This window comes from Ruegeria sp. YTSC199, from assembly GCF_059609725.1.
In genome coordinates this window covers 1-24,610 of record NZ_JBXWMF010000008.1, presented here as the reverse complement: position 1 = coordinate 24,610, position 24,610 = coordinate 1, and the positions used below count along the sequence as shown (strand labels likewise).

Below are 24,610 nucleotides of genomic sequence, written 5' to 3'. Positions count from 1 at the left end.
AATACGCCCCTCTATTTTACAGGACGATTTTGGAAGGAATTCATTATGGCCGTATCCAAGCCACAGCGAATCGTTATGCACTGGACAGCAGGGCAGTATGAAATGTCCGGTAGCGATTACGACAAGTACCACGAAGTTGTTGAGGGTGATGGAACGCGCAGACTGTGCAAGCGCAGACCAGAAGCCAACAACAATGTGAATGACGGAGATTATGCCGCGCATGTCAGGGCCAAGAACACAGGGTCAATCGGTCTGGCAATGTGTTGTATGCAGGGTGCAAAGGAAAGGCCCTTCAAGAAAGGGAAATACCCGATGACGGAAACCCAGTTGGGTGTGTTCATAGACATGGTTGCCGAGTACGCGGAAACCTACGACATCCCGATAGATCGCCGACATGTTCTTTCGCATGAAGAGGTTGATGTCACATTGGGTGTGCCACAGGACAAGTGGGATATCATGTGGCTGCCTCACATGGCCAAGCCCGGAGATGTCGTGGAAGTCGGCGATTTCCTGCGCGAAGGTATTTCCAGCGCTCAGAACAGGAAATTCAACGCGACCAAGCCGGTTTTCGCAAGTTTCGACGAGGATGATTTAGTCGAGAAGATCGTTGCAAGGATCAAGACGGAACTCGCCTGATTGCAGTCCGTGCCGATGGTCTCAGCGACGGGATGTCAGCGTCATAACTTGACCCTGTGCATTCCCTGGCGCGGCTGGTTCTGATCATCCGCCGGGGCGTCCTCGGCATGGGTGGAGGTCAGCGCAAGGAACACGTCCTCAAGGTCTGCTTCCTCGGTACGGACGTCGCGGATACGGATATTTGCGGTGCGAAGGGATTCCAGCACCTGCTCGGCGCTGGTCTGGGCGCTGCGGTATTGCAGCACCAGATGGCCATCATCGCGCAGGGCGGCTTCGACGCCCTCGGTTACGGGCAGATCGGTGATCGGGCTGTCGGGGGCGATCACCATGGTGCGGCTGTCCATGCGGCCCAGCAGATTGGCAGTGCTGTCCTGTGCGATCTTTTCGCCATGGTTGATGATGGCGATCTCGTCACACATCTCCTGCGCTTCTTCCAGATAATGCGTGGTCAGGATGATGGTCATGCCCTGTTCGTTCAGTTTGCGCACATTGGTCCAGAGCATCTGACGCAGCTCGATATCCACGCCCGCGGTGGGTTCGTCCAGCACAAGGATCTTCGGGTGATGCACCAGCGCCTTGGCCAGCAGCAATCGCCGCCGCATTCCCCCGGAGAGGGTGCGGGCATAAGCCTCGGCCTTGTCGCTGAGGCCGACCAGTTCGAGAATTTCGTCGCTGCGTCGCTGTGCCTTGGGAACGCCATACAGGCCAGCCTGAACCTCCAACGCGCCACGGGGGGTGAAGAACGGGTCAAGGTTCAGCTCTTGCGGCATGACGCCGATTGCAGCGCGGGACTGGCGCGGGTTCTGATCCTGATCGAAGCCCCAGATCGACACCTTGCCCGCAGATTTCACCACCAGCCCGGCCAGAATGTTGATCAGGGTCGACTTCCCGGCCCCGTTCGGCCCCAGCAGGCCAAACACCGAGCCACGCGGAACGGTCAGATCAATGCCTTTCAGCGCGTGTTTCTCGGGCTGGCTCTTGCCGCCCCGATAGGTCTTGCGCAGCCCGTCGATCCTGATTGCCGCATCGGTCATGTGACCCTTGCCCCCGGTTTGCTCATCGCTCATAAACGCACCTATTACATGCCCGCGAGGCCGACAACCGAAGAAGGATCGCAAGCCGTGACAATCGAAGCGCCGGAAACCAAGATCGTCGAAACCGCCCGTGTTGCCTGTGATGGCGGCGAAGGCGCATTGGGCCATCCGCGCGTCTGGTTGCAGATCCCCGAGGATATCGGCTGGGTCGAATGCCCCTATTGCGATTGCAAATACGTGCTGGCTGGGACCGAGGCCAAAGTCTGATATAGTGACATGTTCCCTGCTGGCTTGTGATCCGTCAAAGCCCACAGGTGTTTTGGTGACTCAGGACAGCTTGGAGGCTGGATGCTCTTTTCACTGCAGCTATTGCAGTTATCCGATCAGGACCTTCTGGCAAAAGGCGGCCACAGAAACGTGTATGCCTGCCCGGGCCAGCCAGAGCTTTTGATCAAGGTGACACGGCCACGCACGCGCCCAAACCGTTCCTTCTCCAAGCGGTTGATACGGCGCATCCTGCCGGATTCGGCCTTTCGCAACGCGCTGAAAGAGCTTGAATGCGAGATGAAGGCGGCGCTGAAAAGCGGTGGTGATATCGCCCAGTTGCCATTGGCGCGGTCTTTTGGCGTGGTGCAGACGGATGTCGGGCCGGGGGTTGTGGTTGAACGGATACAATCCGAAGACGGGGAACTTGCGCATCACCTGTTGTGGATGAGTAAGCATCACTTGTTGGACGACGAGACCCTGGCCGACCTGAACAGTTTCGTGCAGAAGCTTTTCGAGTTTCAGATCGTGGGCAGGGACATTCACGAACAGAATATTGTCTACGGTGTGCGCAACGATGCCCGGATGTTCCTCCTGATCGACGGATACGGAGAGCGCAACCTCATCCCGCTGCGGTCGCTAAGCCGCCGGTTGAACGACCGCTCGCTGAACAAGCAGATGCAACAGATCGCCGAGCGCACCGATTTGCATTGGGACGAGACGCTGAAGGTATTCAGAAAGGCTTGAACCGTGCGCGACTTCGGCACTGCACGGAGCTGAGCAAAAGATTTGAAAGATGCAAGTGACCCGAACCGTTTCATAGACGAATGACGGGGCTTGCGTTAAAGTTCCACGACTATTTTTTTGACAGTCAAATTGGAGTTTATTGAGATGACGCGTTTTTTGAGCGCAGCGTTTTGCGTGTTATTTTCGACAACAGCCTATTCGCAACAGATTGTGCAACCAACCGGGCCAGCCATCACTGATACCGGGTGCCTGGTCAAAGGTCTAAACCCGAATGGAGACGGATTTCTGGCACTGAGGACCGGGCCAGGTACGTCATACCAGCAGATCGGTAGCCTCAGGAATGGTGACGCGGCCTATATTCGTGCCTGCGACGGGAAATGGTGTTACGTTGAAAACGGTGCGATCAACAACGTCGAATCTCAATTTCGGGGCTGGATACATACCGGGTGGTGCGAGTTCTATCCCTGAGCCCGGATCAATGCCGACTAAGGCCTGACCCGCGCGATCTCCTACTGGTATCCGCCTGCATTCCATGGCAGGACGGACATACCAAATGACAGGAGTTCGGGCATGAGTGGGTTTGGAAAAGGCTGTCACTTGCATCTTATCGACGGATCGGCCTTTATTTTCAGAGCCTATCATGCGCTGCCGCCTCTGACGCGGAAATCCGACGGGTTGCCGATCGGAGCCGTGTCCGGGTTCTGTAACATGCTGCAGAAGTATGTCGAAGGGAACGCGGGGCCGGATGCGCCGACCCATGTGGCGGTGATCTTTGACAAAGGCTCGCACACGTTCAGAAATGATCTCTATGACCTCTACAAGGCCAACCGCGAGGCGATGCCCGAGGACCTGCGCCCGCAGATGCCGCTGACCCGCGAGGCGACGCGCGCCTTCAACATCGCCTGCAAAGAGCTTGAGGGCTATGAGGCCGACGACATCATCGCCACTCTGGCGGTACAGGCGCGTGAGGCCGGCGGCCGGGTGACTATTGTCAGCTCCGACAAGGATTTGATGCAGCTGGTTGGCGATGGCGTGGAAATGCTGGACGCGATGAAGAACAAGCGCATTGACCGGGACGGCGTGTTCGAGAAGTTCGGCGTTGGCCCCGAACGGGTGGTCGATGTGCAGGCGCTGGCCGGCGACTCGGTCGACAATGTGCCGGGGGCGCCCGGGATCGGGGTCAAGACGGCGGCCCTGCTGATCAACGAATATGGCGACTTGGAAACGTTGCTGGATCGCGCCGAAGAGATCAAGCAACCCAAGAGGCGCCAGACCCTGATCGAAAAACGCGACCAGATCGAGCTGTCGAAAAAGCTGGTGCAGTTGGATGAGCAGACACCGCTGGAATTCACGCTGGATGATCTTGAGGTGAAAGACCCCGAGCCCGATACCCTTCTGGGCTTTCTGGCCGAGATGGAGTTCCGCACACTAACCAAGCGGATCGCTGACAAATTGGGGGCCGAGGCTCCGGTCATCGTCGATGCGCCCGCGCCAGTCGAAGAGGTTGAAGCCAAGGTCATTCCATTTGATGCATCGAAATATGAATGCGTGCGCGACGCGGGTGGGCTGCAGAAATGGATCGATCAAACCTATGAGCGCGGTTGGGTCGCGGTGGATACGGAAACCACCGGATTGAACGAAATGATCGCTGATCTGGTGGGAATTTCACTGTGCGTTGAGGCCGGAGAGGCGTGCTATGTCCCGCTGACACACCGCGATGGTGCGGCGGATGACCTGTTCGGCTCGGACGCGCTGGCCGAGGGGCAGATGCCGCTGGATGAGGCCCTAAACCTGCTGAAACCGATGCTTGAGGACCCATCGATCCTCAAGATCGGGCAGAACATGAAATACGACGCGAAGATTTTTAAGCGTTATGGCGTCGACGTGGCGCCGATCGACGACACGATGCTGATGTCTTACGCCATGCATGGCGGTGAGCACGGGCACGGTATGGATACGTTGTCCGAACGGTATCTGAGCCACACGCCGATCCCGATCAAACCGCTGCTGGGCTCGGGCAAGTCGGCCATCACCTTCGACAAGGTGCCGATTGACGAGGCCACCGCCTATGCCGCCGAGGACGCAGATATCACCCTGCGCCTGTGGATGCTGTTCAAGCCGCAGCTTCATCAGGTGCAGGTGACGACGGTGTATGAAACACTCGAACGCCCCTTGGTGCCGGTTCTGGCCGAGATGGAGATGCATGGCATCAAGGTTGATCGCGATGTTCTCAGCCGCATGTCCAACGCATTCGCACAGAAAATGGCCGGGTTAGAGGCTGAAATCCACGAGTTGGCTGGTGAGAATTTCAATGTCGGTTCCCCCGCGCAACTGGGTGAAATTCTGTTCGACAAAATGGGTTTGGAAGGCGGCAAGAAGGGCAAGACCGGGAAGTACTCGACCGGGGCCGATATTCTCGAAGACCTCGCGACCGAGCACGAATTGCCGCGCCGGGTGTTGGACTGGCGGCAGTTGTCCAAGCTGAAATCGACCTACACCGACGCGCTTCAGACCCATATCAACCCCGACACCGGCCGGGTGCATACGTCTTATTCGATCACCGGGGCCAATACAGGTCGTTTGGCCTCGACCGATCCGAACCTGCAAAACATTCCGGTGCGCACCGAGGAAGGACGACGTATTCGTGAGGCGTTCATTGCCGAGCCGGGCAACGTGCTGGTCAGTCTCGACTATAGTCAGATCGAGCTGCGTATTCTGGCGCATATCGCTGATATTCAGGCTCTGAAACAGGCTTTTGCGGATGGGTTGGACATTCACGCCATGACCGCGTCAGAAATGTTCGACGTGCCGCTGGATGAGATGACACCGGATATCCGCCGTCAGGCCAAGGCAATAAATTTTGGCGTGATCTACGGCATCTCGGGCTTTGGTCTGGCGCGCAACCTGCGCATTCCACGGGCCGAGGCGCAGGGGTTCATTGACCGATACTTCGAACGTTTTCCGGGTATCCGTCGCTATATGGATGATACGGTCGCGTTTGCTAAAGAGCATGGCTATGTGCAAACCCTGTTCGGGCGCAAAATTCACACGCCGGAAATCAATGCCAAGGGCCCCCATGCGGGCTTCTCACGCCGCGCGGCGATCAACGCTCCGATTCAGGGTACAGCGGCGGACGTGATCCGGCGCGCGATGGTGCGGATGCCGGGTGCGATCAACGGGCTGCCGGCCAAGATGCTGCTGCAGGTGCATGACGAGCTGCTGTTCGAAGTGGACGAAGGCGCGGTGGATCAGGTGATTGACGTCGCGCGCGACGTCATGGAAGGCGCGTCTGATCCCGCGGTGAAGCTGGATGTGAAGCTGAGCGTAGATGCCGGGCAGGGCGCGAACTGGGCCGAGGCGCACTAGGGGGCGCTGCTCATCAGGCCCGACGGGCCCTCTTTGCAGCGGGTCAGTCCTGTGGACTGACCATGCGGTTCACCAGCCGTTGCACGGAAGGGCCAAGCGACAGGATGACGATGAAGGCGATGGGCCAGCAGAAAGCCCAGGACGCCAGCCAGTCCGCCAGGGTGTTGGGCGTAAATCCAATGGCTTTCACGGTCGCGATGCCGGTCACGATGCAGGACATCAGGCCGGACATGATCAGGCTGAACAAGGCGCGGGAATAACGGGCAGAAATCATTTTGGGCATCCTGAGGGTCGAGATGACCCTGATGTGCTGTATTTTCCTTTAAAAGGCCAGAGCTAGACCTGCATCCAGCCCAGACTGTCGGAAGTGCGGGGTGTTGAGGGCGTGTACTCGGCGCTGACCCAACCGGCATAGCCTGTGGCATCCATGGTGGTGAACAGGTGGCGAAAATCTGTTGGACCATGTCCCGGTTCGCAGCGATCCGGGGCGGCACCGAATTGGGCGTGAACGACCCGAGGGTGAAAGCGATCCCAAACCGACTGCGCATCGCCGTGGATCATATGGGCGTGGAAACTGTCAAATTGCAGACCGACATTCGGGCGGTCCACAGAGTTCAGCACCTGCGCTGCCAGATCGTAGTCGTTCAGGAAATAGCCGGGCTGCGACACCGGGTTCAGCGGCTCGATCGTGAATTGCTGATGCGGGGCGAAATCGGCGGCCCATTGCAGGTTGCGCACGAAACTCTCCTGCGCATCCGGCCCGGACGCATAGCCCGACATGATGTGGATCAGTCCCGGCTTCAGAACATCGGCATAGCGCAGCACGCGGCGGATATCGGATTGGAACCGCGCCTCGCCCCCCGGAACGGCGGCAAAGCCGGGCTCACCGCCGGTGTAGTTGGGCGGCGGGGCGTTGATCAGCACCAGTTCGAGCTCGTTGGCCAGCAGGGCCCGGCGGGTTTCCTTGGCGGCCAACTCGTAAGGAAACAGGATCTCGACCGCTTTGAACCCGGCCTCGGCTGCGGCCTGAAAGCGCTCAAGATAGGGAAGCTCGTCAAAGAGCAGGGAAATATTGGCGGCAAATCTGGGCATGGGCGGTCTCGGGCTGTTGCTGGTCAGAACTTAGCCGGGGGATGATTTGGGCGAAAGAGGATCAAAAACGACAGATTGTCGAAAATCGACCAGAACGCCCCAGGCAAATCAGAGACGTTCCGAATTATACGGCGAATCATTTCAACTGCGCCGTGCCAACAGAAGGTAAGAACCCCATGGCAATGAGCCCTGACCCCGTGCGCGGGAACACTCTCTCTGTGTCTGCCGGAGGCAATTCCGCTTTGTCCGGCAATGGTTTGGCCGTTGCCTCGATGTTGACATGGGCGGCAGGATTCCCGGCGGCTGAGGTGCTATTGCAGAGCTGGCCTCCGATCGCGTTGTTTGCCGCACGCCTGGCGCTGGCGGTGGCGGTCATGCTGCCGATCTGGTTCATTCTCGACGGGTCGGAACGTGTCTTGCGGGCGCGTTGGGGACATGCGTTGTTTGTTGGCGGAATGCTGGGCGTGGGCATGTTCCTGATCATTCTGGCGCAAAAGATGACGGATCCGGTGACCGTGGCCATCATCGCCTCGTGCGCGCCTCTTTTTGCGACGTTTATCGAGCTGGCGACGGGAACAAGGCGGTTGCGGTGGAACTTTGCCTTCGGCGTGATCGTTTCGATTGTTGGCGGGCTGATCGCCACCAGTGCCGTGGCCCCGGCGCAATTGGGTTTGGGAGCGGCCTGTGCTATTGTATCCACCGGGTTGTTCTGCTGGGCCTGTATGGCGACCGCGCGGGACTTTCCTGAACTCAGTCAGACCGGACGCAGCACCATTACCTTTGCGGGTGGATTGGTTGTGGCGCTGCTGCTGTTCTTCGGAGCCGGTCAATTGGGGCTGGAAGTCATGCCGACCACTCCGATTGACGTTCAGCAGATCGGTATGCTGGGGATCTACGCGCTGGTGGCGATGGGCGTGAGCCAGGTTCTGTTCATCTCATCGGTCGGACGGTTGGGCGTGGCACTGGCTTCGTTCCACATTAACATCGCGCCGCTTTACGTGATGCTGATCATGCTGGTGCTGGGGGAAGAGTGGAACTGGACCCGCGCGCTGGGTGCCGGAATCGTAGCGATGGCGGTTGTGCTGGCGCAGGATCGGAAGGTTGCGAGCCCCGCTTAATCCGGCAGATCGTTGGATTTGATCAGTGGGAAAAACTGCCCGCCGGACCACACGCCGAACCAATCGCCATTGTGCTCGGCGATGTCCACGAGACGATAGAAACTCTTGCGGTCGATCCGAGCCTCAAGATTAGCACGAACCAATACATAGGGTGACGGTTCATCTGTTTCGGGGTCGAAGACAATGCGGATTGGGTGATCCGGTCCGGCCACCGCCGTGTCGCCGACATGGGTGGAAAAGCTCAAGTTTTGGGCCTCGCCTTCGCCGTCAATGTCGAAATCAACGGCTACAAAGGGGGCGTCCTCGACGGTGATTCCCACCTTTTCGACCGGGGTCACCAGATAGTATTTCTCGTCTTCTTTCTTAAGAATTGAAGAAAAAAGCTTCACAAGCTCGAAACGGTTGATGGGCGAACCCAAATAACTCCATGTGCCATCTTTTGCGATCCGGATGTCCAGATCGCCGCAAAACGGAGGATTCCATAGGTGAACGGGGGGCAATCCCTTGGTTTTGGCTGCTTTGACTGATGCAGCAAGGCCATCAGGCGAAGGTGTCACAGGTTTTTGTCCGCTCATTGCTTTTGCCATTTCCTCTCAGCGCGATACACTTCAATCATAATAGTCCACGGAAGGGAAAGTCATGACCGAACCTGCCGACCTCGTGTTCGAGATCGAAGCGTTGGAAACCAAGCTGCAAGAGGCCAAATCCTCGATCACCCGCCGCTTCATCGGGCAGGAAAGGGTCGTGGATCTGACCCTGACCGCGCTGCTGTGTGGTGGTCACGCTTTGTTGATCGGTCTGCCGGGTCTGGGCAAGACGCGGCTGGTCGAAACCCTGTCAACTGTGATGGGGCTGCACGGCAATCGCATCCAGTTCACACCGGACCTGATGCCTGCTGATATTCTTGGATCCGAAGTTTTGGACACCGCCGAAGACGGCAGCCGCCATTTCCGGTTCATCTCCGGCCCGATCTTCTGTCAACTGCTGATGGCGGACGAGATCAACCGTGCCAGCCCCCGCACCCAGTCGGCGCTGCTGCAGGCGATGCAGGAACGCACCGTGACCGTAGCGGGTGAAGATCGCTCGCTGGGTGAACCCTTCCACGTGCTGGCCACGCAGAACCCGATCGAACAAGAGGGCACCTATCCGCTGCCCGAGGCACAGTTGGACCGGTTTCTGGTGCAAATCGACGTGGACTACCCGGATCGCCAGACCGAACGCGATATCCTGTTGGCGACCACGGGCGTCGAAGAGGAAGAGGCGCACAAGATTTTCACCAAAGAGGAGCTGTTGGCCGCACAGGTGTTGTTGCGCCGGATGCCGGTGGGAGAGTCGGTTGTGGAACTGATCCTTGATCTGGTCCGCGCCTTCCGCCCCGAAGAGGCGGGCGCGTCCGAACGTGTGGCCGAGACCGTTGCCTGGGGCCCCGGCCCCCGTGCGGCGCAGGCGCTGATGATGACAGTGCGCGCGCGGGCAATGTTGCAGGGGCGACTGGCCCCGAATGCCGAAGATGTGCTGGACATGGCGCGTCCGGTGCTCAGCCACCGGATGGCGCTAAACTTCGCGGCGCGGGCGCGTGGTGACAGTCTGGCCGATCTGATCGATTCCACCGCTGCCGGGCTGATCCGCACCGAGGCCGCGGCGTGAATGCCGCGCTGACCCTTCGCGAAAGATCCGAGGCCGAGGCATCCCGGCTGCCGCCCCTGTTGGCGCGGGCGGAACATCTGGCCGGAACGGTGTTGCTGGGCGATCACGGGCGTAGACGCTCGGGGCTTGGCGATGATTTCTGGCAATACCGCCCGGCACAGATCGGCGACAGCCGCCGGATGATCGATCACAGGCGTTCGGCCCGCGGGGATCAGCAATTTGTGCGCGAACGGGAATGGCAGATTGCGCAATCGGTGATGCTGTGGGTCGATCAGGGCGCGTCGATGCGGTTTGCCTCTGATAAGGCACTGCCCACCAAGGCTGATCGCGCGCGGCTGCTGGGCCTGTCCACGGCCATATTGCTGGTGCGAGGCGGCGAGCGGGTCGGCCTGACCGGCACCACCCTGCCGCCCCGGCGCGGCAATGCGCAGGTCATCCGTCTGGCGCAGGCCTGGTCCGAAGATTCCGATACCGACTATACCCCGCCCGAACACCGCGCCATGATCCCGCATGCCCGCGCCGTGTTCATTTCCGATTTCCTCGGCCCCTTGGACGAGGTTGAACTGGCCCTGACCAAAGCCGCCGACCGGGGCGTGCGGGGCGTGCTGCTGCAGGTTCTCGACCCGGGCGAAGAGACCTTTCCCTATCGCGGCCGGACAATCTTCGAAAGCGTTGGCGGTTCAGTTCGGCATGAAACCCTAAAGGCCGGAGATCTGCGCGACCGTTATCTGGAGCGTCTCGCCATACGTAAGGATGCGCTGACGCAGCTTTGTCGTGCAACCGGTTGGCAACTGGGTCTGCACCATACCGGTGACAGTGCACAAGCGGCATTGTTGTGGCTCTATCGGGCCTTGGACGGGGGCACGCGATGACGGTTCTGGCGGGCATCGGCTTTACTGCCCCATGGGTGCTGCTGGGTTTGCTGACCCTGCCGATCCTGTGGCTGATCCTGCGCGCCGTGCCACCTGCGCCGATCCGCCGCCTGTTCCCGGCGGTGACGCTGCTGCTGGGGCTGAAGGATGACGAAAGCGTCTCGGACCGCACCCCGTGGTGGCTGATGCTGCTGCGGATGCTGGCGGCGGCGGCGATCATCATCGGGCTGGCCGGGCCGGTCCTCAACCCCTCGCGGGATGAAACCGGGACGGGGCCTTTGCTGCTGGTGCTGGACGCCAGCTGGGCGGGGGCAACTCGGTGGTCGTCAACGCTGGATCAGATTGACGTGCAACTGATCGAGGCCGGACGAGCAGGGCGCACCGTGGCCATCCTGCGCCTGACCGAACCCGAAACAACGGTGTTTCAGGCGGCTGAGGCATGGCGTGGGCGCCTGCCCGGCCTGACGCCAGCCCCGTGGCAACCGACCGAAACACAGATCGATCAGGCTCTGACCGCGCTGGATCAGCTGGGCGGAGGTTTTGATACCCATTGGTTCAGTGACCGTGTGGCTTATGAGGGCCATGACCGGCTTCTGGCGGCGTTGCAGGCACGGGGTGCGGTGACCGTGTACCAGTCCTCGGCACCGGTGGTTGCGATCCTGCCTGCCGCTTATCAGGACGGAGTGATCCAGCTGACCGCCCAACGCGCTGTGCCTGGACCTGACAACAGCATCACTGTGCTGGCGCAAGGCCGCGATCCGGCCGGTGCTATGCGTGTCCTGCAATCGGCCGAATTGGAATTCCCAAGCGGCGAAACGCAGGCGCAAGTGGATTTGACCCTGCCATCCGAACTGCGCGCGCGGATCACCCGGTTCGAGATTCAGGGCCAACGCTCGGCCGGGGCGCTGACCCTGACCGATGACAGCCTTCGCCGGCGCGAGGTCGCCCTGATCGCGGGGACTCTGAACCGCGAAGGGCTAGAGCTGCTCTCGCCGCTGCACTACCTGACGCAGGTCCTGAAACCTACGGCGGATTTCGTCGAAGGTGGGTTGCTGGAGGTTCTGCCTGCCAACCCGGATGTGATCGTTCTGGCCGATGTGGCGAAACTGTCCGTCGGCGAACAAGTCGCGCTGGTCGATTGGGTTGAACAGGGCGGGCTGCTGCTGCGCTTTGCAGGCCCGCGCATGGCCGCCAGCGATCTGGGTCGCGATGCCGAGGATGTCCTACTGCCGGTTCGCCTGCGCAGCGGAGGCCGCTCGGTTGGTGGTGCGATGAGTTGGGGCGAGGCCAAGGGGTTGGCACCCTTCCCCGAGAACTCGCCTTTCTATGGTCTGCAGGTGCCTGAGGATGTGAAAGTCACTACGCAGGTCATGGCGCAACCAGACCCTAATCTGGCGGATCGGGTGATTGCATCGCTGTCGGATGGCACACCGCTGGTTACGCGCAAGGCGCTCGGTCTGGGGCAGGTCGTGCTGTTTCATGTGACGGCGGATGCGGAATGGTCCAGCTTGCCACTGTCCGGCCTGTTTGTTGAGATGCTGGATCGTCTGGCTGTGGCCTCGGCGGCCAAATCCCGGCAGGAAGCCCAGATGCAGGGCACAACGTGGGAGCCGATCCAGGTCATGGACGGGTTCGGCACCCTGTCGGACGCGGGCAACCTGGCCGGTGTTGACGGGACCGAACTGGTCTCGGGCACGGTTGGACCGGATTTGCGGCCCGGCTTGTACGAAAGCGGCAAGCAGAAGCTGGCGCTGAATGTCCTTTCGAATGATACGGAGCTGAAACCGGTGAACTGGCCCTCGGATGTGCCAATCAAGGGGCAGGAGGTGACCAACGAGACGCCGATCGGGGGCATTCTGCTCAGCCTCGCGCTGTTGCTGCTGACGGTGGATGTGATCGCCTCGCTGGCCTTGTCCGGCCGCCTTGGTCTGGCCAAGGCGGCAGCGGCCGCGCTGGGTGCGGTGCTGCTGGTGCCCGAGGCGCAGGCGCAGACGCCGGAAGAGACCGAATTCGCGCTGAATGCAACGCAGGAACTGGTGCTGGCCCACGTTTTGACCGGCAATGCGCAGGTTGATGACGTGGCAGGTGCAGGGATGCGTGGATTGGCGCAGACGTTGTTCTATCGCACCTCGGTCGAACCGGCGGAACCCATCGGGGTTGATCTGGAACGCGATGAGCTGGCGTTTTTCCCGTTGCTCTACTGGCCGATCACACCGGATCAGCCGCAGCCTTCGGTCGAGGCCTATGTCAAACTCAACGCCTATCTGCGGTCGGGCGGTATGATCCTGTTCGACACACGGGATGCGGATGTGGCGCGGTACGGTGCCGCCAGCCCCAATGGGCGCAAGCTGCAACAACTCGCCGGACCTTTGAATATCCCATCGTTAGAGCCTGTTCCTCGCGACCATGTGCTTACCCGCGCCTTCTATCTGCTGCAGGATTTCCCGGGCCGTTATGCAGGTACCGATGTGTGGGTTGAGGCTGCGCCGCCGGATGCGGAACAGATCGAAGGGATGCCCTTCCGCAACCTCAATGACAATGTGACGCCGGTGGTGATCGGCGGCAACGACTGGGCCTCGGCCTGGGCGGTGGACCGCAACGGGCAGGCTCTGCTGCCAGTGGGCCGCGGCTATGCTGGGGAGCGTCAGCGTGAGCTGGCCAATCGCTTTGGCGTCAATCTGGTGATGCACGTGCTGACTGGGAACTACAAATCCGATCAGGTGCACGTGCCTGCGCTATTGGACAGGTTGGGACAATGACCGGAACTGTCATATTCGATCCGCTGATCCCATGGCCCGTCTTGGCCTTTGTCGCCACGATTGCTGTTGCTGGTGTTCTGTTGGCCCTGTGGCGCGGCCTGTCCGGCTGGGCCTTGCGCGGGCTGGCGGCGTTGATTGTTATCGCAGCGCTGGCGGGGCCGGTCTATCAGGTCGAAGACCGCGCGCCGCTGACCGATATCGTGCTGATGATCGAGGATGAAAGCGCCAGCCAGACCCTCTCGGATCGGGCCGATCAGACTGCGCGGACGGCTGAAGAACTGGCCGCTGAAATTGAGTCCCGCGACAATACCGAACTGCGCCGGATCAAGGTGGGCGACGGCAGCGGCGACGAAGGCACTCAGGTCATGGCTGCGCTGAACGAAGCCCTCGCCGAAGAGCCACGCGCCCGGATCGCCGGTATCCTGGTGGTGTCGGACGGGATTGTGCATGACGTCGATCAGACCCCGGACCTGCCCGCGCCGATGCACCTGCTGCAGACAGGGCGGGACAGTGATTGGGATCGCCGACTGATTGTCCGCAACGCCCCCGCCTTTGCCATCATAGGTGAACCCGTGACCCTGACCCTGCGTGTCGAGGACAGCGGGGCCGCACCGGCCGGGGCCGTGACCGCGCCGCTTGAGCTTTCGGTGGATGGGGCCGAGCCCGAGCAGTTGAACATCCCCATTGGCATTGATGTCGAATTGCCCATCACGCTGCCCCATGGCGGCCGCAACGTCATCCAGTTCACGGTGCCCGAGGCCGAGGGCGAGTTGACCGACCGCAACAACACCGCACTGATCCAGATGAACGGAGTTCGCGACCGGTTGCGGGTGCTGCTGGTCTCGGGCGAACCGCATCCCGGCGGACGAACCTGGCGCAACCTGCTGAAATCCGACAGCTCGGTCGATCTGGTGCATTTCACCATCCTGCGCCCGCCCGAGAAACAGGACGGCGTGCCGGTGGATGAGTTGTCGCTGATCGCCTTCCCCACGCGCGAGCTGTTTTTGGAAAAAATTAACGATTTCGACCTGATCATCTTTGACCGCTACAAGCGGCGCGGCATTCTGCCGGCGATCTATCTGGACAACGTCACCAACTATATCAACGAAGGCGGCGCGGTTCTGATCGCCGCCGGGCCGGATTTTGCCAGCGCCGACAGCATCTTCCGCTCACCGCTAGCGCCTATTTTGCCTGCACAGCCCACTGCACGGGTAATCGAGGAACGCTTTGTGCCCATGGTCACGGATCTGGGGCACCGCCATCCGGTGACGACCAATCTGGGCGATTCTGAGGATTGGGGCGCTTGGCTACGCCAGATCGATGTGAACCACCGGACCGGTGAGCTGTTGATGACCGGCGTGGACGATCGCCCCTTGCTGGTTCTGGACCGTGTGGGCGAAGGGCGCGTGGCGTTGCTGGCCTCGGACCATGCCTGGCTCTGGAGCCGAGGGTTCGAAGGCGGCGGGCCGCAGTTGGAACTGCTGCGTCGTCTGGCCCATTGGATGATGAAAGAGCCCGAGCTGGAGGAAGAAGCCCTGTGGGCCGAGGCCAACGGTCAGGTCATGCGCATCATCCGCCAGACGTTGGAAAATGAGGTCGGGCCGGTGACCATCACCCGCCCCAATGGTGAAACGCTTGAGGTTACACTGGACGAGGTGTCTCCGGGCCGGTTCGAGGCGCTGTATTATGGACCCGAGATCGGCCTTTACCGTCTGCAGGAGGGCGAACAGATGGCGGTGATCGGACTGGGCCCCGCCGCGCCGAAGGAGTTTGAACGCACCATTGCCACTGCCGAGATACTGGAGCCCGTGCTGGATGAGCTACGCGGCGGTGCAATGCGGTTGGAGGACGGGTTGCCTGCGATCCGCAATGTGCGCGCCGGGCGTCCGGCCTCGGGGCGCGGTTGGATTGGCCTGACTCCGCGCAATGCGTATGAGACGCGCGACGTCACGCAGGCCGGGCTGCTGCCGCCGTGGCTGGTGCTGCTGCTGGCTGGCGGGTTCCTGCTGGCTGGTTGGCTGCGCGAGGGGCGGCGCTGATTATTCGAATACCACGCTAACTGTGGGGTCGCCGGGCAATCCGGTATAGGTGGCCGATGCTCCGCCCTTGCCCTTTGCAGGGGGCACAAGCGGCCCGAAAGACCCGACCGAGATCAGGTCTCCGGGCTGAAACTCGATACCTTTGGACATCAGCCACAGGGCGGCATTCGCCGGATGCCCCAGAACCGCCGCGCCGGGAGCCTGTGCCAGAACCTCTCCATCCGTGGCGCTTAGCGTGACGGTCATGTCCGCCAGCGCCAGCGTCATCGCTGCAGGGTCAGAAACCGGGATCTCAGACCCCAACACGCCAAGTTTCGGTGCAACCGCGATGGCGGTCAGGGTCACCGGAGTGATCGGTTCACCCTCGGCCAGCGTTAGATCGGGCAGTTCGATGAAGGGTCGGATCGCCGAGATGTTGTGCATGACCTCGGCAGGTGTGGTGGCTTGGTTGATGCCTGAATCTCCGACAACCAGAACCAGATCGGCCTCGAACACCGGACGGGCGCCCCATGTGATTGGTACCGTTGCCCCGTCCTCCAGCATCATATCGCGGAACAGGACACCCTGAACCGGCTCGGAGGCGCCGAACCGTTCCTGCGCTGGGGCGCTGGTCAGGCCCGCCTTGTAACCGATGACCGGACCCATATGTGGCTCTAATGCGGACACAAGTTTGGCCTGGGTGCACATTGCGTCCTCCATACTGCCGCTTGCGGACAGAGCAGACGTGGGGGTATTGGCCAGGTAGTCCTGAACATATTGATCCATCTGCGCATCCGTGGCGCAATTACCCGTTGCTGACGATGCAAAACAGGTAAGTGAGCAAACTGCTGCAGTAGAAAGAATAAAACGCATGGGGACCTCCGGTTTTCAAAACACTGACACGGGGCGCGCGGCTCGGGCAACGGCTTAAACACTTTTTCACGCTCTGCCCGGATGCTTGTCGCGCAATGGTCCGGGATCACCAAAGATGAGTCTTGCAAACAAACTGGCACAGGAACGGCGCGCGCGACTGGCGGCCGAACGTCTGCTGGCGATGAAACAGTCTGAGCTTTCGGCAGCCAATCGCAAATTGGGCCTGCACGCAATGGCGCTGACCAAACGCATCGACGAGACTCAGGCCGAGGTTGAAACAGTCCGGGATGAGAATGAAAAGGTCAAATCCGATCTGACAGAAGCTAACGCCAAGATCGAGGTGGCCGAGCGCCGCCTGTGGCATTCGATGCAGACCATTCCGGACGGTTTTGCTTTCTTTGACCATCAAAACCGCCTGATCGGGGCCAACGCGACTTACTTCAGCCTGTTTGACGGGCTGAATGAGGTGCAGCCCGGCATCACCTACGCGCGGATCCTCGAGATTCTGACCCAAGAAGGATTGATCGATACCGGGACGGAAAAGACGGCGGACTGGCAGACCAGAATGCTGGAGCGCTGGGCGCAACCGCATCCGGATCCGATGGTGGTCAAGCTGTGGAATGGTGAGTATTTCAAGATGATCGACCAGCGCGGCAATGGCGGCGATGTGGTCAGCCTAGGCCTGAACATCACCGCCTCGGTCCGGCATGAGGCCGAACTGAACGCCGCGCGCGAACGGGCCGAGACCGCAAACCGCGCCAAATCCGCCTTTCTGGCCAATATGAGCCACGAAATCAGGACGCCGATGAACGGCATTGTCGGAATGACGGAACTGCTGTCGGAAACCCCGCTGGACGAGGAGCAGCGCCAATACCTCAACACTATCCGCAACTCGGGCGAGGCGTTGCTGGTGATCATCAACGACGTGTTGGATTACTCCAAGATTGAGTCAGACAAGCTGATCCTGCACCCCGAGCAGTTCGATTTCGAACGCTGCATTCTTGAAGTCGTGATGATGTTGCAACCCAGCGTGCGCAACAAGGGGATGTCGCTGCTGGTCGACTATGACCTGTTCCTGCCGACCCTGTTTGTGGGCGACCCCGGCCGCGTTCGGCAGGTGCTGACCAATCTGGTGGGCAACGCGGTCAAGTTCACCTCCGAGGGGCATGTGTTGATCCGTGTAACCGGGGTGCCGAATGCAGAAACGAATACCTGTGATATCCACGTGGCGATCGAAGATACCGGTATCGGTATCGAGGCCGACAAGATCGGGCACATCTTTGGTGAGTTCAATCAGGTCGAAGACGCAAAAAACCGCGAATTTGAGGGCACCGGGCTGGGGCTGGCCATCACCAAACGTCTGGTCGCGCTGATGGGTGGGACGGTCTGGGTCGAAAGCGAACCGGGGCAGGGATCGTGTTTCGGCTTCCGGGTTTCTCTGCCCACGATCGAAGGTCCTCAACCCTTGCCGCCCGACCTGGCGGATCGCCTGCGCCATGTGATCGTGGTCGAGGATCTAGCCGTGAACTGCGCTATTCTTTCGAAACAGCTGGGACGGTTGGGGTCCCGTGTCACGGTCTGCGCCTCGGGGAGGGAGGCGCTGGCTGCCGTTGATCACAGCGTGGATCTGCTCCTATGCGATAACGACCTGCCGGATATGGACGGCCTTGAACTGGCGATCACGCTAAAGGACAGGGGCTGGGGCGATTTGCCGGTGGTAGTGATGTCGGCCAATCCAGGGGTCATCCACACCAATCGGACCCGACATCTGGTCGAAGGGGTGTTGCAGAAACCCATCCCACGGGCCGAGTTGTATTCGCGCCTGAACACACTGGGCCGCCCGTCCGATGCATCGGACTCGGGGCCGGAGGTGCCGGAAACCCCGCCTGCGCAGCCCTGCGAACGCCAACGACGGATGCGCGTGCTGGCGGCCGAGGACAACCGGACCAACCAGTTGATCCTGCAAAAGATGGTCAAGGATCTGAATATCGACCTGCAATTCGCGGGCAACGGGGTCGATGCGTTGGACATGCATCAGGACTTCGATCCGGACCTGATTTTCATGGATATCTCGATGCCCAGAATGGATGGCAAACAGGCCACGGCAGAAATCCGGCGGCGTGAGATTGAAACAGGGCGGCACGTGCCGATTGTGGCTCTGACCGCTCATGCCATGGCCGGGGATGATCAGGGTATCCTGTCGGCGGGGTTAGATCATTATCTGACCAAGCCGCTGCAAAAACGGAAAATCCACAAGATGATCCTGGATCACCAGCCCCAGGGGGTACTGTCCGTCGTTGTCGAAGACGCACAGGTCGACTAGCCTGATCCCATGTCAGAACGTGGATTTCAGCCTCGTGCATTGGGCGAAATTGCCATTCGTTGCGCCGACATGGGAGCGATGGTGGCGTTCTATGAAGATGTGATTGGGCTAAAGCGCCTGACCGGCGATCACAACAGCGCCATCACCTTTTTCCGCATTGCCGAGGGGTTCGGCGGGCATACGCAGGTGCTGGCTCTGTTTCATCACATGGCGGCCCCGCGGCCCGGGTTGCATCCCACCGGTGCCGACAGGCCAGCGACCGGGGCTGGATCATCGCTGCATCACATCGCGCTGTCGCTGCCCTTTGCCGAACAAGAGGCCGTAATGCGCTGGTATGACAAGATCGGCCAGCCCTACCGCGTTGAACAGTTCGGCTGGATCGGATGGCGCGGCGTTTTCACCGAAGATCCCGAAGGCAACACCGTCGAACTGGTTGCCTATGACCTATCGATGCTGGATCAGGCCTGATAGGGGCGGACGAAGACGGGTTTGTCGTCTTCCGACAGGTCAGAGTGGTATTCATACCCTCCGGTGTCGAAATCAAGCAGACTCTTGGGATCGGTCAGGCGGTGTTGGATGATGTAGCGCGCCATCGCACCGCGGGCCTTCTTGGCAAAGAAGCTGACGATCTTTGGGGTGCCTGCCTTGTCTTCCATGAAGACCGGCGTGATCACCCGCAGTTTCAGCGCCTTCGCATCGACCGCGCCGAAATACTCCTGACTGGCGCAGTTCACCAGAACATCCGAGTTGATCTCGGCCCCTTGTGCGTTCAGCGCCTTGCTCAGCTGATCGCGCCAGTATTCGTACAGGTTCTTGCCCCGCCGGGTTTTCAGCTTGCTGCCCATTTCAAGCCGATAGGGCTGAATCGCGTCCAGCGGGCGCAGCACGCCGTATAGGCCGGACAGAATGCGCAGGTGATCCTGCGCCCAGGCCATTTCAGCTGCGTCCAGTGAAGCCGCTTCCAACCCCTGATACGTATCGCCTGCAAAGGCCAGCGCGGCGGGGCGGGTCACATCCGTTTCAGGGGTATCGGAAAAGGCGCGGTACCGGTCTCGGTTCAGACGCGCCAGATCGTCGCTGAGGTCCATCAGTTTCTTCAGATCGCCCAGCGTCAGGTTGCGGGCGGTTTTCGACAGCCGGATCGCGTCGTCCTGAAAGTCGGGCTGCGTGACCTCGACGTCCCGCTCTGCCCAGTCCAGCCGCTTGGCCGGGGAAATCACTACCAGCATATCCGCCCTCGTTTTTTGCCTGTCCCGCGGTATCTAGCCTGCCTGTTGCAGCACGTCCAGAAACGCGGCGCCAAACCTTTCGTGACGGCGGTCGCCGAGAACCTGTTCCAACCCGCGCGGATCGTCGGGCCGCAACTGTGCAACCTTTGCCAATTGTGAAGCCGAGCAGGTCAGCGGCTTGTCAATTCCGTCGGGGCCGCGCGACAGTTGTGATTGAACCTCGAGCAGCCGGTCGTAAATCTCGCCCTGATCGCGCCCGGCCAGCTTGCGGCGGGCGGGGTGCACGGCTTCGACCGCGCCAGCGATCACTTCAAGGAAGGTATCGCCATAGCGTTCCAGCTTTTTGGCCCCGACGCCACCGATGCGGGCCATGTCGTCCAGCGTTGCAGGGCGGTTTTCGGCCATCTCGATCAAGGTGCGGTCAGGGAAGATTACATAGGCCGGCACCCGCGCTGATTCTGCCAGCGCGCGCCGCTTTGCTTTGAGCGCGGACAGTAGCGGTGCGTCTTCCTCAGAAACCATCGCTTTGACCGCTGGGCGACGGGTCGCCTTGCGGATCGTGTCCTTGCGCAGGTTGATCTGTTCCTCACCCTTCAGGATCGGCTTGGCGGCCTCGGTCATGCGCAGGGCACCGTGACGCTCGGGATCGGGACGGACCAGATCGTGACCCATCATCTGCCGGAAGATCGCCTGCCATTGCGGGCGCGACCAGTCCTTGCCGATCCCCCACGTAGTGAGGGAATCATGACGGCGCGCTCGAATCTTGTCGGTCTCATTGCCCAGCAGGATGTCGATCAGATGGCCTGCGCCGAACCATTCCTCAGTCCGCAGGATCGCGGACAGGGCCATGCGGACGGGAGTGGTGCCGTCGAACACTTCAGGAGGGGTGTCACACAGATCGCATTTGCCGCAGGGTTCGGCCTCCTCGCCGAAATAGCCCAACAGAGTCTGACGGCGGCATTCCAACGCCTCGGCCAACCCCAGCAGAGCGTTCAGCCGTGCGTGGTCGGCCATGCGGCGTTCGGGCGGGGCGAGCCCCTCGTCGATTTGCGACCGGCGCAGGCGGATGTCATCGGGGCCGAACAGGGTGAGGGTTTCCGCGGGGGCACCGTCGCGCCCGGCCCGCCCGATCTCCTGATAGTAAGCCTCGATGGATTTGGGCAGGTCTGCGTGGGCAACCCAACGGATATCGGGTTTGTCGATGCCCATGCCAAAGGCAACGGTGGCGACGACGATCAGGCCGTCTTCTCGAGCGAAACGGGCTTCAACGATACGGCGGTCTTCGGGATCCATCCCGCCGTGATAGTGGCATGTAACGTGGCCTTCGGCGCGCAGGGCCTGGGACAGCGCTTCGGTCTTGTTGCGGGTGCCGCAATAGACGATGCCCGATTGCCCTTTGCGGGCGGCGGCGAAGTCGAGGATCTGCTTGCGTGGTCCATCCTTTGCGGCAAAGGCCAGGTGGATGTTTGGCCGGTCGAACCCGCGCAGGAACTTGCGTGGCGCGGTGCCGTCGAACAGCTTTTCGACTATCTCATCCTGCGTTTCCGCATCCGCCGTAGCGGTAAAGGCCGCCAACGGCACACCCAACGCGCGCCGCAGCTCTCCGATCCGTAGGTAGTCGGGGCGGAAATCGTGACCCCATTGGCTGACGCAGTGGGCTTCGTCCACGGCGATCAGGCTGACATTGATCCGGCGCAGCATCCCCAAGGCCGATCCGGCGGCCAAACGTTCGGGAGCCATGTAGAGGAGTTTCAGCCGTCCGGCCTCCAACGCCTGCCACACCGCATCGGTCTCTTCGGGGGTATTGCCCGAGGTCAGCGCCCCGGCCTCGACCCCGGATTCCTGCAACCCGCGCACCTGATCGCGCATCAAGGCGATCAGCGGAGAGATGACCACCGTCACCCCGTCACGCAGCAGGGCAGGGAGCTGAAAACACAAGGATTTACCGCCCCCGGTGGGCATGATTGCCAGCACGTTTTCGCCTGCGGTCACGGCGTCGACAATCTCTTCCTGACCGGGTCGGAAATCATCGAATCCAAAGACATCTCGCAGCATTGGCGCGGCGTCGAACATGTGCGGGGTGGCCCTGTTTTAAGGTTTATCTGCTCTTAAGACAGGACAATCACATACTAAGATTCGGTGAACAAGAGGTCAGACGAAATAGACCATATTGTTAATCAGGATGATCCGCAGCGCGTAGACGCCGACCAGCACCACCAGAGGCGTCAGGTCCAGCCCGCCCATCGCGGGCAGAAAGCGGCGGATCGGGCCATAAATAGGCTCTAAAATCCGGTTGAGGCCGTACCAGATTTGCGCGACCAGCTGTTGATGCAGGTTGAGCACCTGAAAGTTGATCAGCCAGCTCATGATCACATGGGCCAGAACGATGAACCAGACAATGTCCAGGATCAGCAACAGAATTTGGATCAACGACAGCATGGGGCCTCCGGTAAGTACATGAAACGAGAGGTAAGCGCCCCCGCGACAAAGAGCAAGCCCGTGCCAACAGAACGCTTGCGCAACGGGGCAAAGCCCCGTCTTATGAACGCAACGATAATCAGGGGCGGTTATGGCAGAGATTTCCAAGCGCAAGCGCATTTGGGGCTGGTGGTTTTTCGACTGGGCCAGTCAACCATACCACACCCTTTTGGTCACCTTTGTTTTCGGCCCCTATTTCGCCGGTGTTGCGGCGGGATATTTCTTGGGCACTGGGCTAGAACCTCAGGCCGCGGCAGCGCGGGCGCAGACGGTTTGGGCCAACTGCCTGACGATCACCGGGCTGATCATCGCTTTCGGGGCGCCGTTGCTGGGCGCGATGGCGGATGTGTCGGGGCGGCGCATCCCGTGGATATTTGCCTTTTCGGTGATGTATGCGGTCGGCTCTGCCGCCCTATGGTTCACGATGCCCGATGGATCGAACATGTGGCTGATGCTGTCGGCCTTTGGGTTGGGCTTTGTGGGCGCGGAATATGCGCTGATCTTCATCAACTCGCAGCTGCCCGATCTGGGGGATGACAAAGAGGTCGGAGAGATCTCGGGCTCGGGCTTTGCCTTTGGCTATTTTGGCGGGCTGATCTCGCTGGCGATCATGCTGGCCCTGTTTGTCGAACAGCCCAACGGCAAGACGCTGATCGGAATGGACCCGATGTTCGGGCTGAATGCGGCCATGCAAGAGGGTACGCGGTTCGTCGGTCCTTTCGCTGCCGGTTGGTTCGTCTTGTTCATGGTGCCGTATTTCCTGTGGGTGCGCGATGACCCGGACAGCAATAAGACGGGCAGCTTTGGTGAGGCGTTGCGCCTGCTTGGCAAATCCATCTCGGACCTGCGCCATCGGGTCAGTCTGGCGACCTATTTGGGCTCGTCCATGTTCTATCGCGATGCGTTGAATGGGCTTTACAGCTTTGGCGGCGTCTATGCGCGACTGGTGCTGGAATGGGGCCTGATCAAGATCGGTGTGTTCGGGATCGTCAGCGTTCTGGCCTCGGCCATCTTTGCCTGGATTGGCGGCAAGATGGATAAGAAATACGGCCCTAAACCGGTCATTCTTGTGGCGATCTGGGTACTGATCTTTGTCTGCATCACGGTTGTGTCGATGGATCGGACGCAGGTTTACGGCATCCCGCTGTCCGAAGGGTCGGGCCTGCCGGATCTGGTGTTTTTCGGCTGTGGTGTGCTGATCGGCGGTATGGGAGGCATATTGCAATCGGCCAGCCGGTCCCTGATGGTGCGTCATACCGATCCCAGGGCTCCGGTCGAGAGCTTTGGTCTTTATGGTCTGTCGGGCCGCGCCACCGCCTTTGCCGCGCCCTTGCTGATCGGGATTGCCACAACCGTCACCGGCAGTGCACGCTTGGGGGTGTCACCGATCATTCTGTTGTTTATTCTGGGGCTATTCCTGATGCGCTGGGTCAAGCCGGAAGGGGATCAGAGCAGATGACTATACTACGTTTTTTGGCAATACTCGCCGCAATCACTTGGGCAGGCATAGCCGGGGCACAACCCTTGGCCAAGCAATTGTTCGGGGCGCAAAAACAAAGCTCACAGCAAAAACCGGCCGCGTTCGGCAGTTATTCGCGCGGATGTGCTGCCGGGTCGGTGCAACTGCCCGAAACCGGGCCGACATGGCAGGCCATGCGCCTGTCGCGCAACCGTAACTGGGGGCACCCGCAAGCGATCGACTATGTGCAGGACCTGAGTAAGTTTGCAGCCCGGCAACCGGGGTGGAATGGTCTCTATATCGGGGATATCAGCCAGCCACGCGGCGGGCCGATGACATCCGGCCACCGCTCTCATCAGTTGGGACTGGACATCGATATCTGGATGCTGCCCGGTAACAACATGCGGCTGTCGCGCAAGGCGCGCGAGAACATCTCATCGATTTCCCTGCGTCGTGCTAATGGGGCATTTGTAAACGGTAACTGGACCAAGCAGCACCATGCCGTGCTGCGTGAAGCCGCCAAGGACAAGCGCGTGGCGCGGATTTTCGTCTTTCCCGGTGCCAAAGTGCAGATGTGCAAAGATGAGAAAGGCAATCGAACCTATCTGCGCAAGATCCGTCCGTGGTGGGGTCATCACTACCACTTCCATGTGCGCCTGAAATGCCCCAAGGGTTCGCGCGGCTGTGTCAACCAG

At 60.5% G+C, this 24,610-nt stretch carries 22 protein-coding genes; 14 read left to right on the top strand and 8 right to left on the bottom strand.

Annotation, left to right across the window (positions count from 1 at the left end; all coding sequences use genetic code 11):
* Window positions 1–45 precede the first annotated feature (45 nt).
* The gene (locus tag AC2FEE_RS09540; RefSeq protein ID WP_496864705.1) at window positions 46–636 is read left to right on the top strand and encodes a peptidoglycan recognition protein family protein; all 591 of its coding nucleotides are present in this window, start codon (window positions 46–48) and stop codon (window positions 634–636) included.
* Window positions 637–677: 41 nt separating this feature from the next.
* Here AC2FEE_RS09540 and AC2FEE_RS09535 read toward each other — a convergent pair whose 3' ends face one another.
* Complete coding sequence (locus tag AC2FEE_RS09535) at window positions 678–1,670, bottom strand: ABC transporter ATP-binding protein (protein WP_496864948.1); 993 nt, start codon at window positions 1,668–1,670, stop codon at window positions 678–680.
* Between the two features lie 87 nt (window positions 1,671–1,757).
* On the opposite strand from AC2FEE_RS09535, the gene AC2FEE_RS09530 reads away from it, so the two are divergent.
* From AC2FEE_RS09530 to polA, 4 genes are all read left to right on the top strand, one after another.
* Window positions 1,758–1,937, top strand: a complete 180-nt coding sequence (locus tag AC2FEE_RS09530) for a zinc-finger domain-containing protein (protein WP_496864946.1) — start codon at window positions 1,758–1,760, stop codon at window positions 1,935–1,937.
* Window positions 1,938–2,018: 81 nt separating this feature from the next.
* Window positions 2,019–2,681, top strand: a complete 663-nt coding sequence (locus tag AC2FEE_RS09525; protein ID WP_496864703.1) for a YrbL family protein — start codon at window positions 2,019–2,021, stop codon at window positions 2,679–2,681.
* A 144-nt stretch (window positions 2,682–2,825) separates the two neighbouring features.
* The gene (locus AC2FEE_RS09520; RefSeq protein ID WP_496864701.1) at window positions 2,826–3,149 is read left to right on the top strand and encodes an SH3 domain-containing protein; all 324 of its coding nucleotides are present in this window, start codon (window positions 2,826–2,828) and stop codon (window positions 3,147–3,149) included.
* Between the two features lie 102 nt (window positions 3,150–3,251).
* Window positions 3,252–6,047: a DNA polymerase I gene (polA, locus tag AC2FEE_RS09515; RefSeq protein WP_496864700.1), complete on the top strand. Its 2,796-nt coding sequence runs from the start codon at window positions 3,252–3,254 to the stop codon at window positions 6,045–6,047.
* Window positions 6,048–6,090: 43 nt separating this feature from the next.
* Here polA and AC2FEE_RS09510 read toward each other — a convergent pair whose 3' ends face one another.
* Window positions 6,091–6,321 (bottom strand): DUF2798 domain-containing protein, encoded by a 231-nt coding sequence (locus AC2FEE_RS09510; protein WP_496864698.1) that lies wholly within the window; start codon window positions 6,319–6,321, stop codon window positions 6,091–6,093.
* Window positions 6,322–6,383: 62 nt separating this feature from the next.
* The gene (locus AC2FEE_RS09505) at window positions 6,384–7,139 is read right to left on the bottom strand and encodes a hydroxypyruvate isomerase family protein (protein ID WP_496864697.1); all 756 of its coding nucleotides are present in this window, start codon (window positions 7,137–7,139) and stop codon (window positions 6,384–6,386) included.
* A gap of 182 nt (window positions 7,140–7,321) precedes the next feature.
* Here AC2FEE_RS09505 and AC2FEE_RS09500 point away from each other — a divergent pair, with 182 nt between their 5' ends.
* On the top strand, window positions 7,322–8,257 hold the full coding sequence (locus AC2FEE_RS09500) for a DMT family transporter (RefSeq protein WP_496864696.1): 936 nt from the start codon (window positions 7,322–7,324) through the stop codon (window positions 8,255–8,257).
* On the opposite strand, the gene AC2FEE_RS09495 is transcribed toward AC2FEE_RS09500, so the two are convergent.
* Window positions 8,254–8,832, bottom strand: a complete 579-nt coding sequence (locus AC2FEE_RS09495) for a DUF1285 domain-containing protein (protein ID WP_496864695.1) — start codon at window positions 8,830–8,832, stop codon at window positions 8,254–8,256. The two genes, AC2FEE_RS09500 and AC2FEE_RS09495, sit on opposite strands and share 4 nt — an antisense overlap.
* Before the next feature lie 64 nt (window positions 8,833–8,896).
* On the opposite strand from AC2FEE_RS09495, the gene AC2FEE_RS09490 reads away from it, so the two are divergent.
* The 4 genes from AC2FEE_RS09490 to AC2FEE_RS09475 are packed head-to-tail and all read left to right on the top strand — an operon-like array spanning window position 8,897 to window position 15,574.
* A complete protein-coding gene (locus AC2FEE_RS09490; RefSeq protein WP_496864694.1) occupies window positions 8,897–9,904 on the top strand; it encodes an AAA family ATPase in 1,008 nt (335 codons plus the stop codon).
* Window positions 9,901–10,776, top strand: a complete 876-nt coding sequence (locus tag AC2FEE_RS09485) for a DUF58 domain-containing protein (protein WP_496864692.1) — start codon at window positions 9,901–9,903, stop codon at window positions 10,774–10,776. The genes AC2FEE_RS09490 and AC2FEE_RS09485 overlap by 4 nt, the downstream gene beginning before the upstream one ends.
* Window positions 10,773–13,535 (top strand): DUF4159 domain-containing protein, encoded by a 2,763-nt coding sequence (locus AC2FEE_RS09480; RefSeq protein WP_496864691.1) that lies wholly within the window; start codon window positions 10,773–10,775, stop codon window positions 13,533–13,535. The genes AC2FEE_RS09485 and AC2FEE_RS09480 overlap by 4 nt, the downstream gene beginning before the upstream one ends.
* On the top strand, window positions 13,532–15,574 hold the full coding sequence (locus AC2FEE_RS09475; protein ID WP_496864690.1) for a hypothetical protein: 2,043 nt from the start codon (window positions 13,532–13,534) through the stop codon (window positions 15,572–15,574). Before AC2FEE_RS09480 ends, AC2FEE_RS09475 begins: the two co-directional genes overlap by 4 nt.
* On the opposite strand, the gene AC2FEE_RS09470 is transcribed toward AC2FEE_RS09475, so the two are convergent.
* Complete coding sequence (locus AC2FEE_RS09470; protein ID WP_496864689.1) at window positions 15,575–16,339, bottom strand: 2-keto-4-pentenoate hydratase; 765 nt, start codon at window positions 16,337–16,339, stop codon at window positions 15,575–15,577. It lies immediately after the preceding gene.
* A gap of 202 nt (window positions 16,340–16,541) precedes the next feature.
* Between AC2FEE_RS09470 and AC2FEE_RS09465 the strand changes: the two genes are divergently transcribed.
* Complete coding sequence (locus AC2FEE_RS09465; RefSeq protein WP_496864688.1) at window positions 16,542–18,749, top strand: response regulator; 2,208 nt, start codon at window positions 16,542–16,544, stop codon at window positions 18,747–18,749.
* Window positions 18,750–18,758: 9 nt separating this feature from the next.
* Window positions 18,759–19,217 (top strand): VOC family protein, encoded by a 459-nt coding sequence (locus tag AC2FEE_RS09460; RefSeq protein ID WP_496864686.1) that lies wholly within the window; start codon window positions 18,759–18,761, stop codon window positions 19,215–19,217.
* Here the strand turns inward: AC2FEE_RS09460 and yaaA are convergent.
* The 3 genes from yaaA to AC2FEE_RS09445 form a co-directional block, all read right to left on the bottom strand.
* Window positions 19,208–19,978 (bottom strand): peroxide stress protein YaaA, encoded by a 771-nt coding sequence (yaaA, locus tag AC2FEE_RS09455; RefSeq protein WP_496864685.1) that lies wholly within the window; start codon window positions 19,976–19,978, stop codon window positions 19,208–19,210. The genes AC2FEE_RS09460 and yaaA overlap by 10 nt on opposite strands.
* A 33-nt stretch (window positions 19,979–20,011) precedes the next feature.
* Complete coding sequence (gene recQ, locus AC2FEE_RS09450; RefSeq protein WP_496864683.1) at window positions 20,012–22,051, bottom strand: DNA helicase RecQ; 2,040 nt, start codon at window positions 22,049–22,051, stop codon at window positions 20,012–20,014.
* Between the two features lie 78 nt (window positions 22,052–22,129).
* Window positions 22,130–22,417 carry a YggT family protein gene (locus tag AC2FEE_RS09445; protein WP_496864682.1) on the bottom strand — a complete coding sequence of 96 codons (288 nt, stop codon included), beginning with the start codon at window positions 22,415–22,417 and terminating at the stop codon, window positions 22,130–22,132.
* Window positions 22,418–22,547: 130 nt separating this feature from the next.
* On the opposite strand from AC2FEE_RS09445, the gene AC2FEE_RS09440 reads away from it, so the two are divergent.
* On the top strand, window positions 22,548–23,915 hold the full coding sequence (locus AC2FEE_RS09440; protein WP_496864681.1) for an MFS transporter: 1,368 nt from the start codon (window positions 22,548–22,550) through the stop codon (window positions 23,913–23,915).
* The coding region (gene mepA, locus AC2FEE_RS09435; protein WP_496864680.1) for a penicillin-insensitive murein endopeptidase at window positions 23,912–24,610 on the top strand (699 nt) is incomplete at its 3' end. The genes AC2FEE_RS09440 and mepA, both read left to right, overlap by 4 nt.

What these genes read in the sequence shown, in the direction of transcription:
- AC2FEE_RS09465 (WP_496864688.1), top strand. Translation starts at nt 16,542, where the DNA reads ATGAGTCTTGCAAACAAACTGGCACAGGAACGGCGCGCGCGACTGGCG.
- AC2FEE_RS09480 (WP_496864691.1), top strand. Translation starts at nt 10,773, where the DNA reads ATGACGGTTCTGGCGGGCATCGGCTTTACTGCCCCATGGGTGCTGCTG.
- AC2FEE_RS09505 (WP_496864697.1), bottom strand. Translation starts at nt 7,139, where the DNA reads ATGCCCAGATTTGCCGCCAATATTTCCCTGCTCTTTGACGAGCTTCCC.
- AC2FEE_RS09460 (WP_496864686.1), top strand. Translation starts at nt 18,759, where the DNA reads ATGTCAGAACGTGGATTTCAGCCTCGTGCATTGGGCGAAATTGCCATT.
- AC2FEE_RS09535 (WP_496864948.1), bottom strand. Translation starts at nt 1,670, where the DNA reads ATGACCGATGCGGCAATCAGGATCGACGGGCTGCGCAAGACCTATCGG.
- AC2FEE_RS09490 (WP_496864694.1), top strand. Translation starts at nt 8,897, where the DNA reads ATGACCGAACCTGCCGACCTCGTGTTCGAGATCGAAGCGTTGGAAACC.
- AC2FEE_RS09510 (WP_496864698.1), bottom strand. Translation starts at nt 6,321, where the DNA reads ATGATTTCTGCCCGTTATTCCCGCGCCTTGTTCAGCCTGATCATGTCC.
- AC2FEE_RS09520 (WP_496864701.1), top strand. Translation starts at nt 2,826, where the DNA reads ATGACGCGTTTTTTGAGCGCAGCGTTTTGCGTGTTATTTTCGACAACA.
- AC2FEE_RS09440 (WP_496864681.1), top strand. Translation starts at nt 22,548, where the DNA reads ATGGCAGAGATTTCCAAGCGCAAGCGCATTTGGGGCTGGTGGTTTTTC.
- AC2FEE_RS09475 (WP_496864690.1), top strand. Translation starts at nt 13,532, where the DNA reads ATGACCGGAACTGTCATATTCGATCCGCTGATCCCATGGCCCGTCTTG.
- yaaA (WP_496864685.1), bottom strand. Translation starts at nt 19,978, where the DNA reads ATGCTGGTAGTGATTTCCCCGGCCAAGCGGCTGGACTGGGCAGAGCGG.
- AC2FEE_RS09525 (WP_496864703.1), top strand. Translation starts at nt 2,019, where the DNA reads ATGCTCTTTTCACTGCAGCTATTGCAGTTATCCGATCAGGACCTTCTG.
- polA (WP_496864700.1), top strand. Translation starts at nt 3,252, where the DNA reads ATGAGTGGGTTTGGAAAAGGCTGTCACTTGCATCTTATCGACGGATCG.
- AC2FEE_RS09500 (WP_496864696.1), top strand. Translation starts at nt 7,322, where the DNA reads ATGAGCCCTGACCCCGTGCGCGGGAACACTCTCTCTGTGTCTGCCGGA.
- AC2FEE_RS09470 (WP_496864689.1), bottom strand. Translation starts at nt 16,339, where the DNA reads ATGGATCAATATGTTCAGGACTACCTGGCCAATACCCCCACGTCTGCT.
- AC2FEE_RS09495 (WP_496864695.1), bottom strand. Translation starts at nt 8,832, where the DNA reads ATGAGCGGACAAAAACCTGTGACACCTTCGCCTGATGGCCTTGCTGCA.
- AC2FEE_RS09540 (WP_496864705.1), top strand. Translation starts at nt 46, where the DNA reads ATGGCCGTATCCAAGCCACAGCGAATCGTTATGCACTGGACAGCAGGG.
- AC2FEE_RS09445 (WP_496864682.1), bottom strand. Translation starts at nt 22,417, where the DNA reads ATGCTGTCGTTGATCCAAATTCTGTTGCTGATCCTGGACATTGTCTGG.
- recQ (WP_496864683.1), bottom strand. Translation starts at nt 22,051, where the DNA reads ATGTTCGACGCCGCGCCAATGCTGCGAGATGTCTTTGGATTCGATGAT.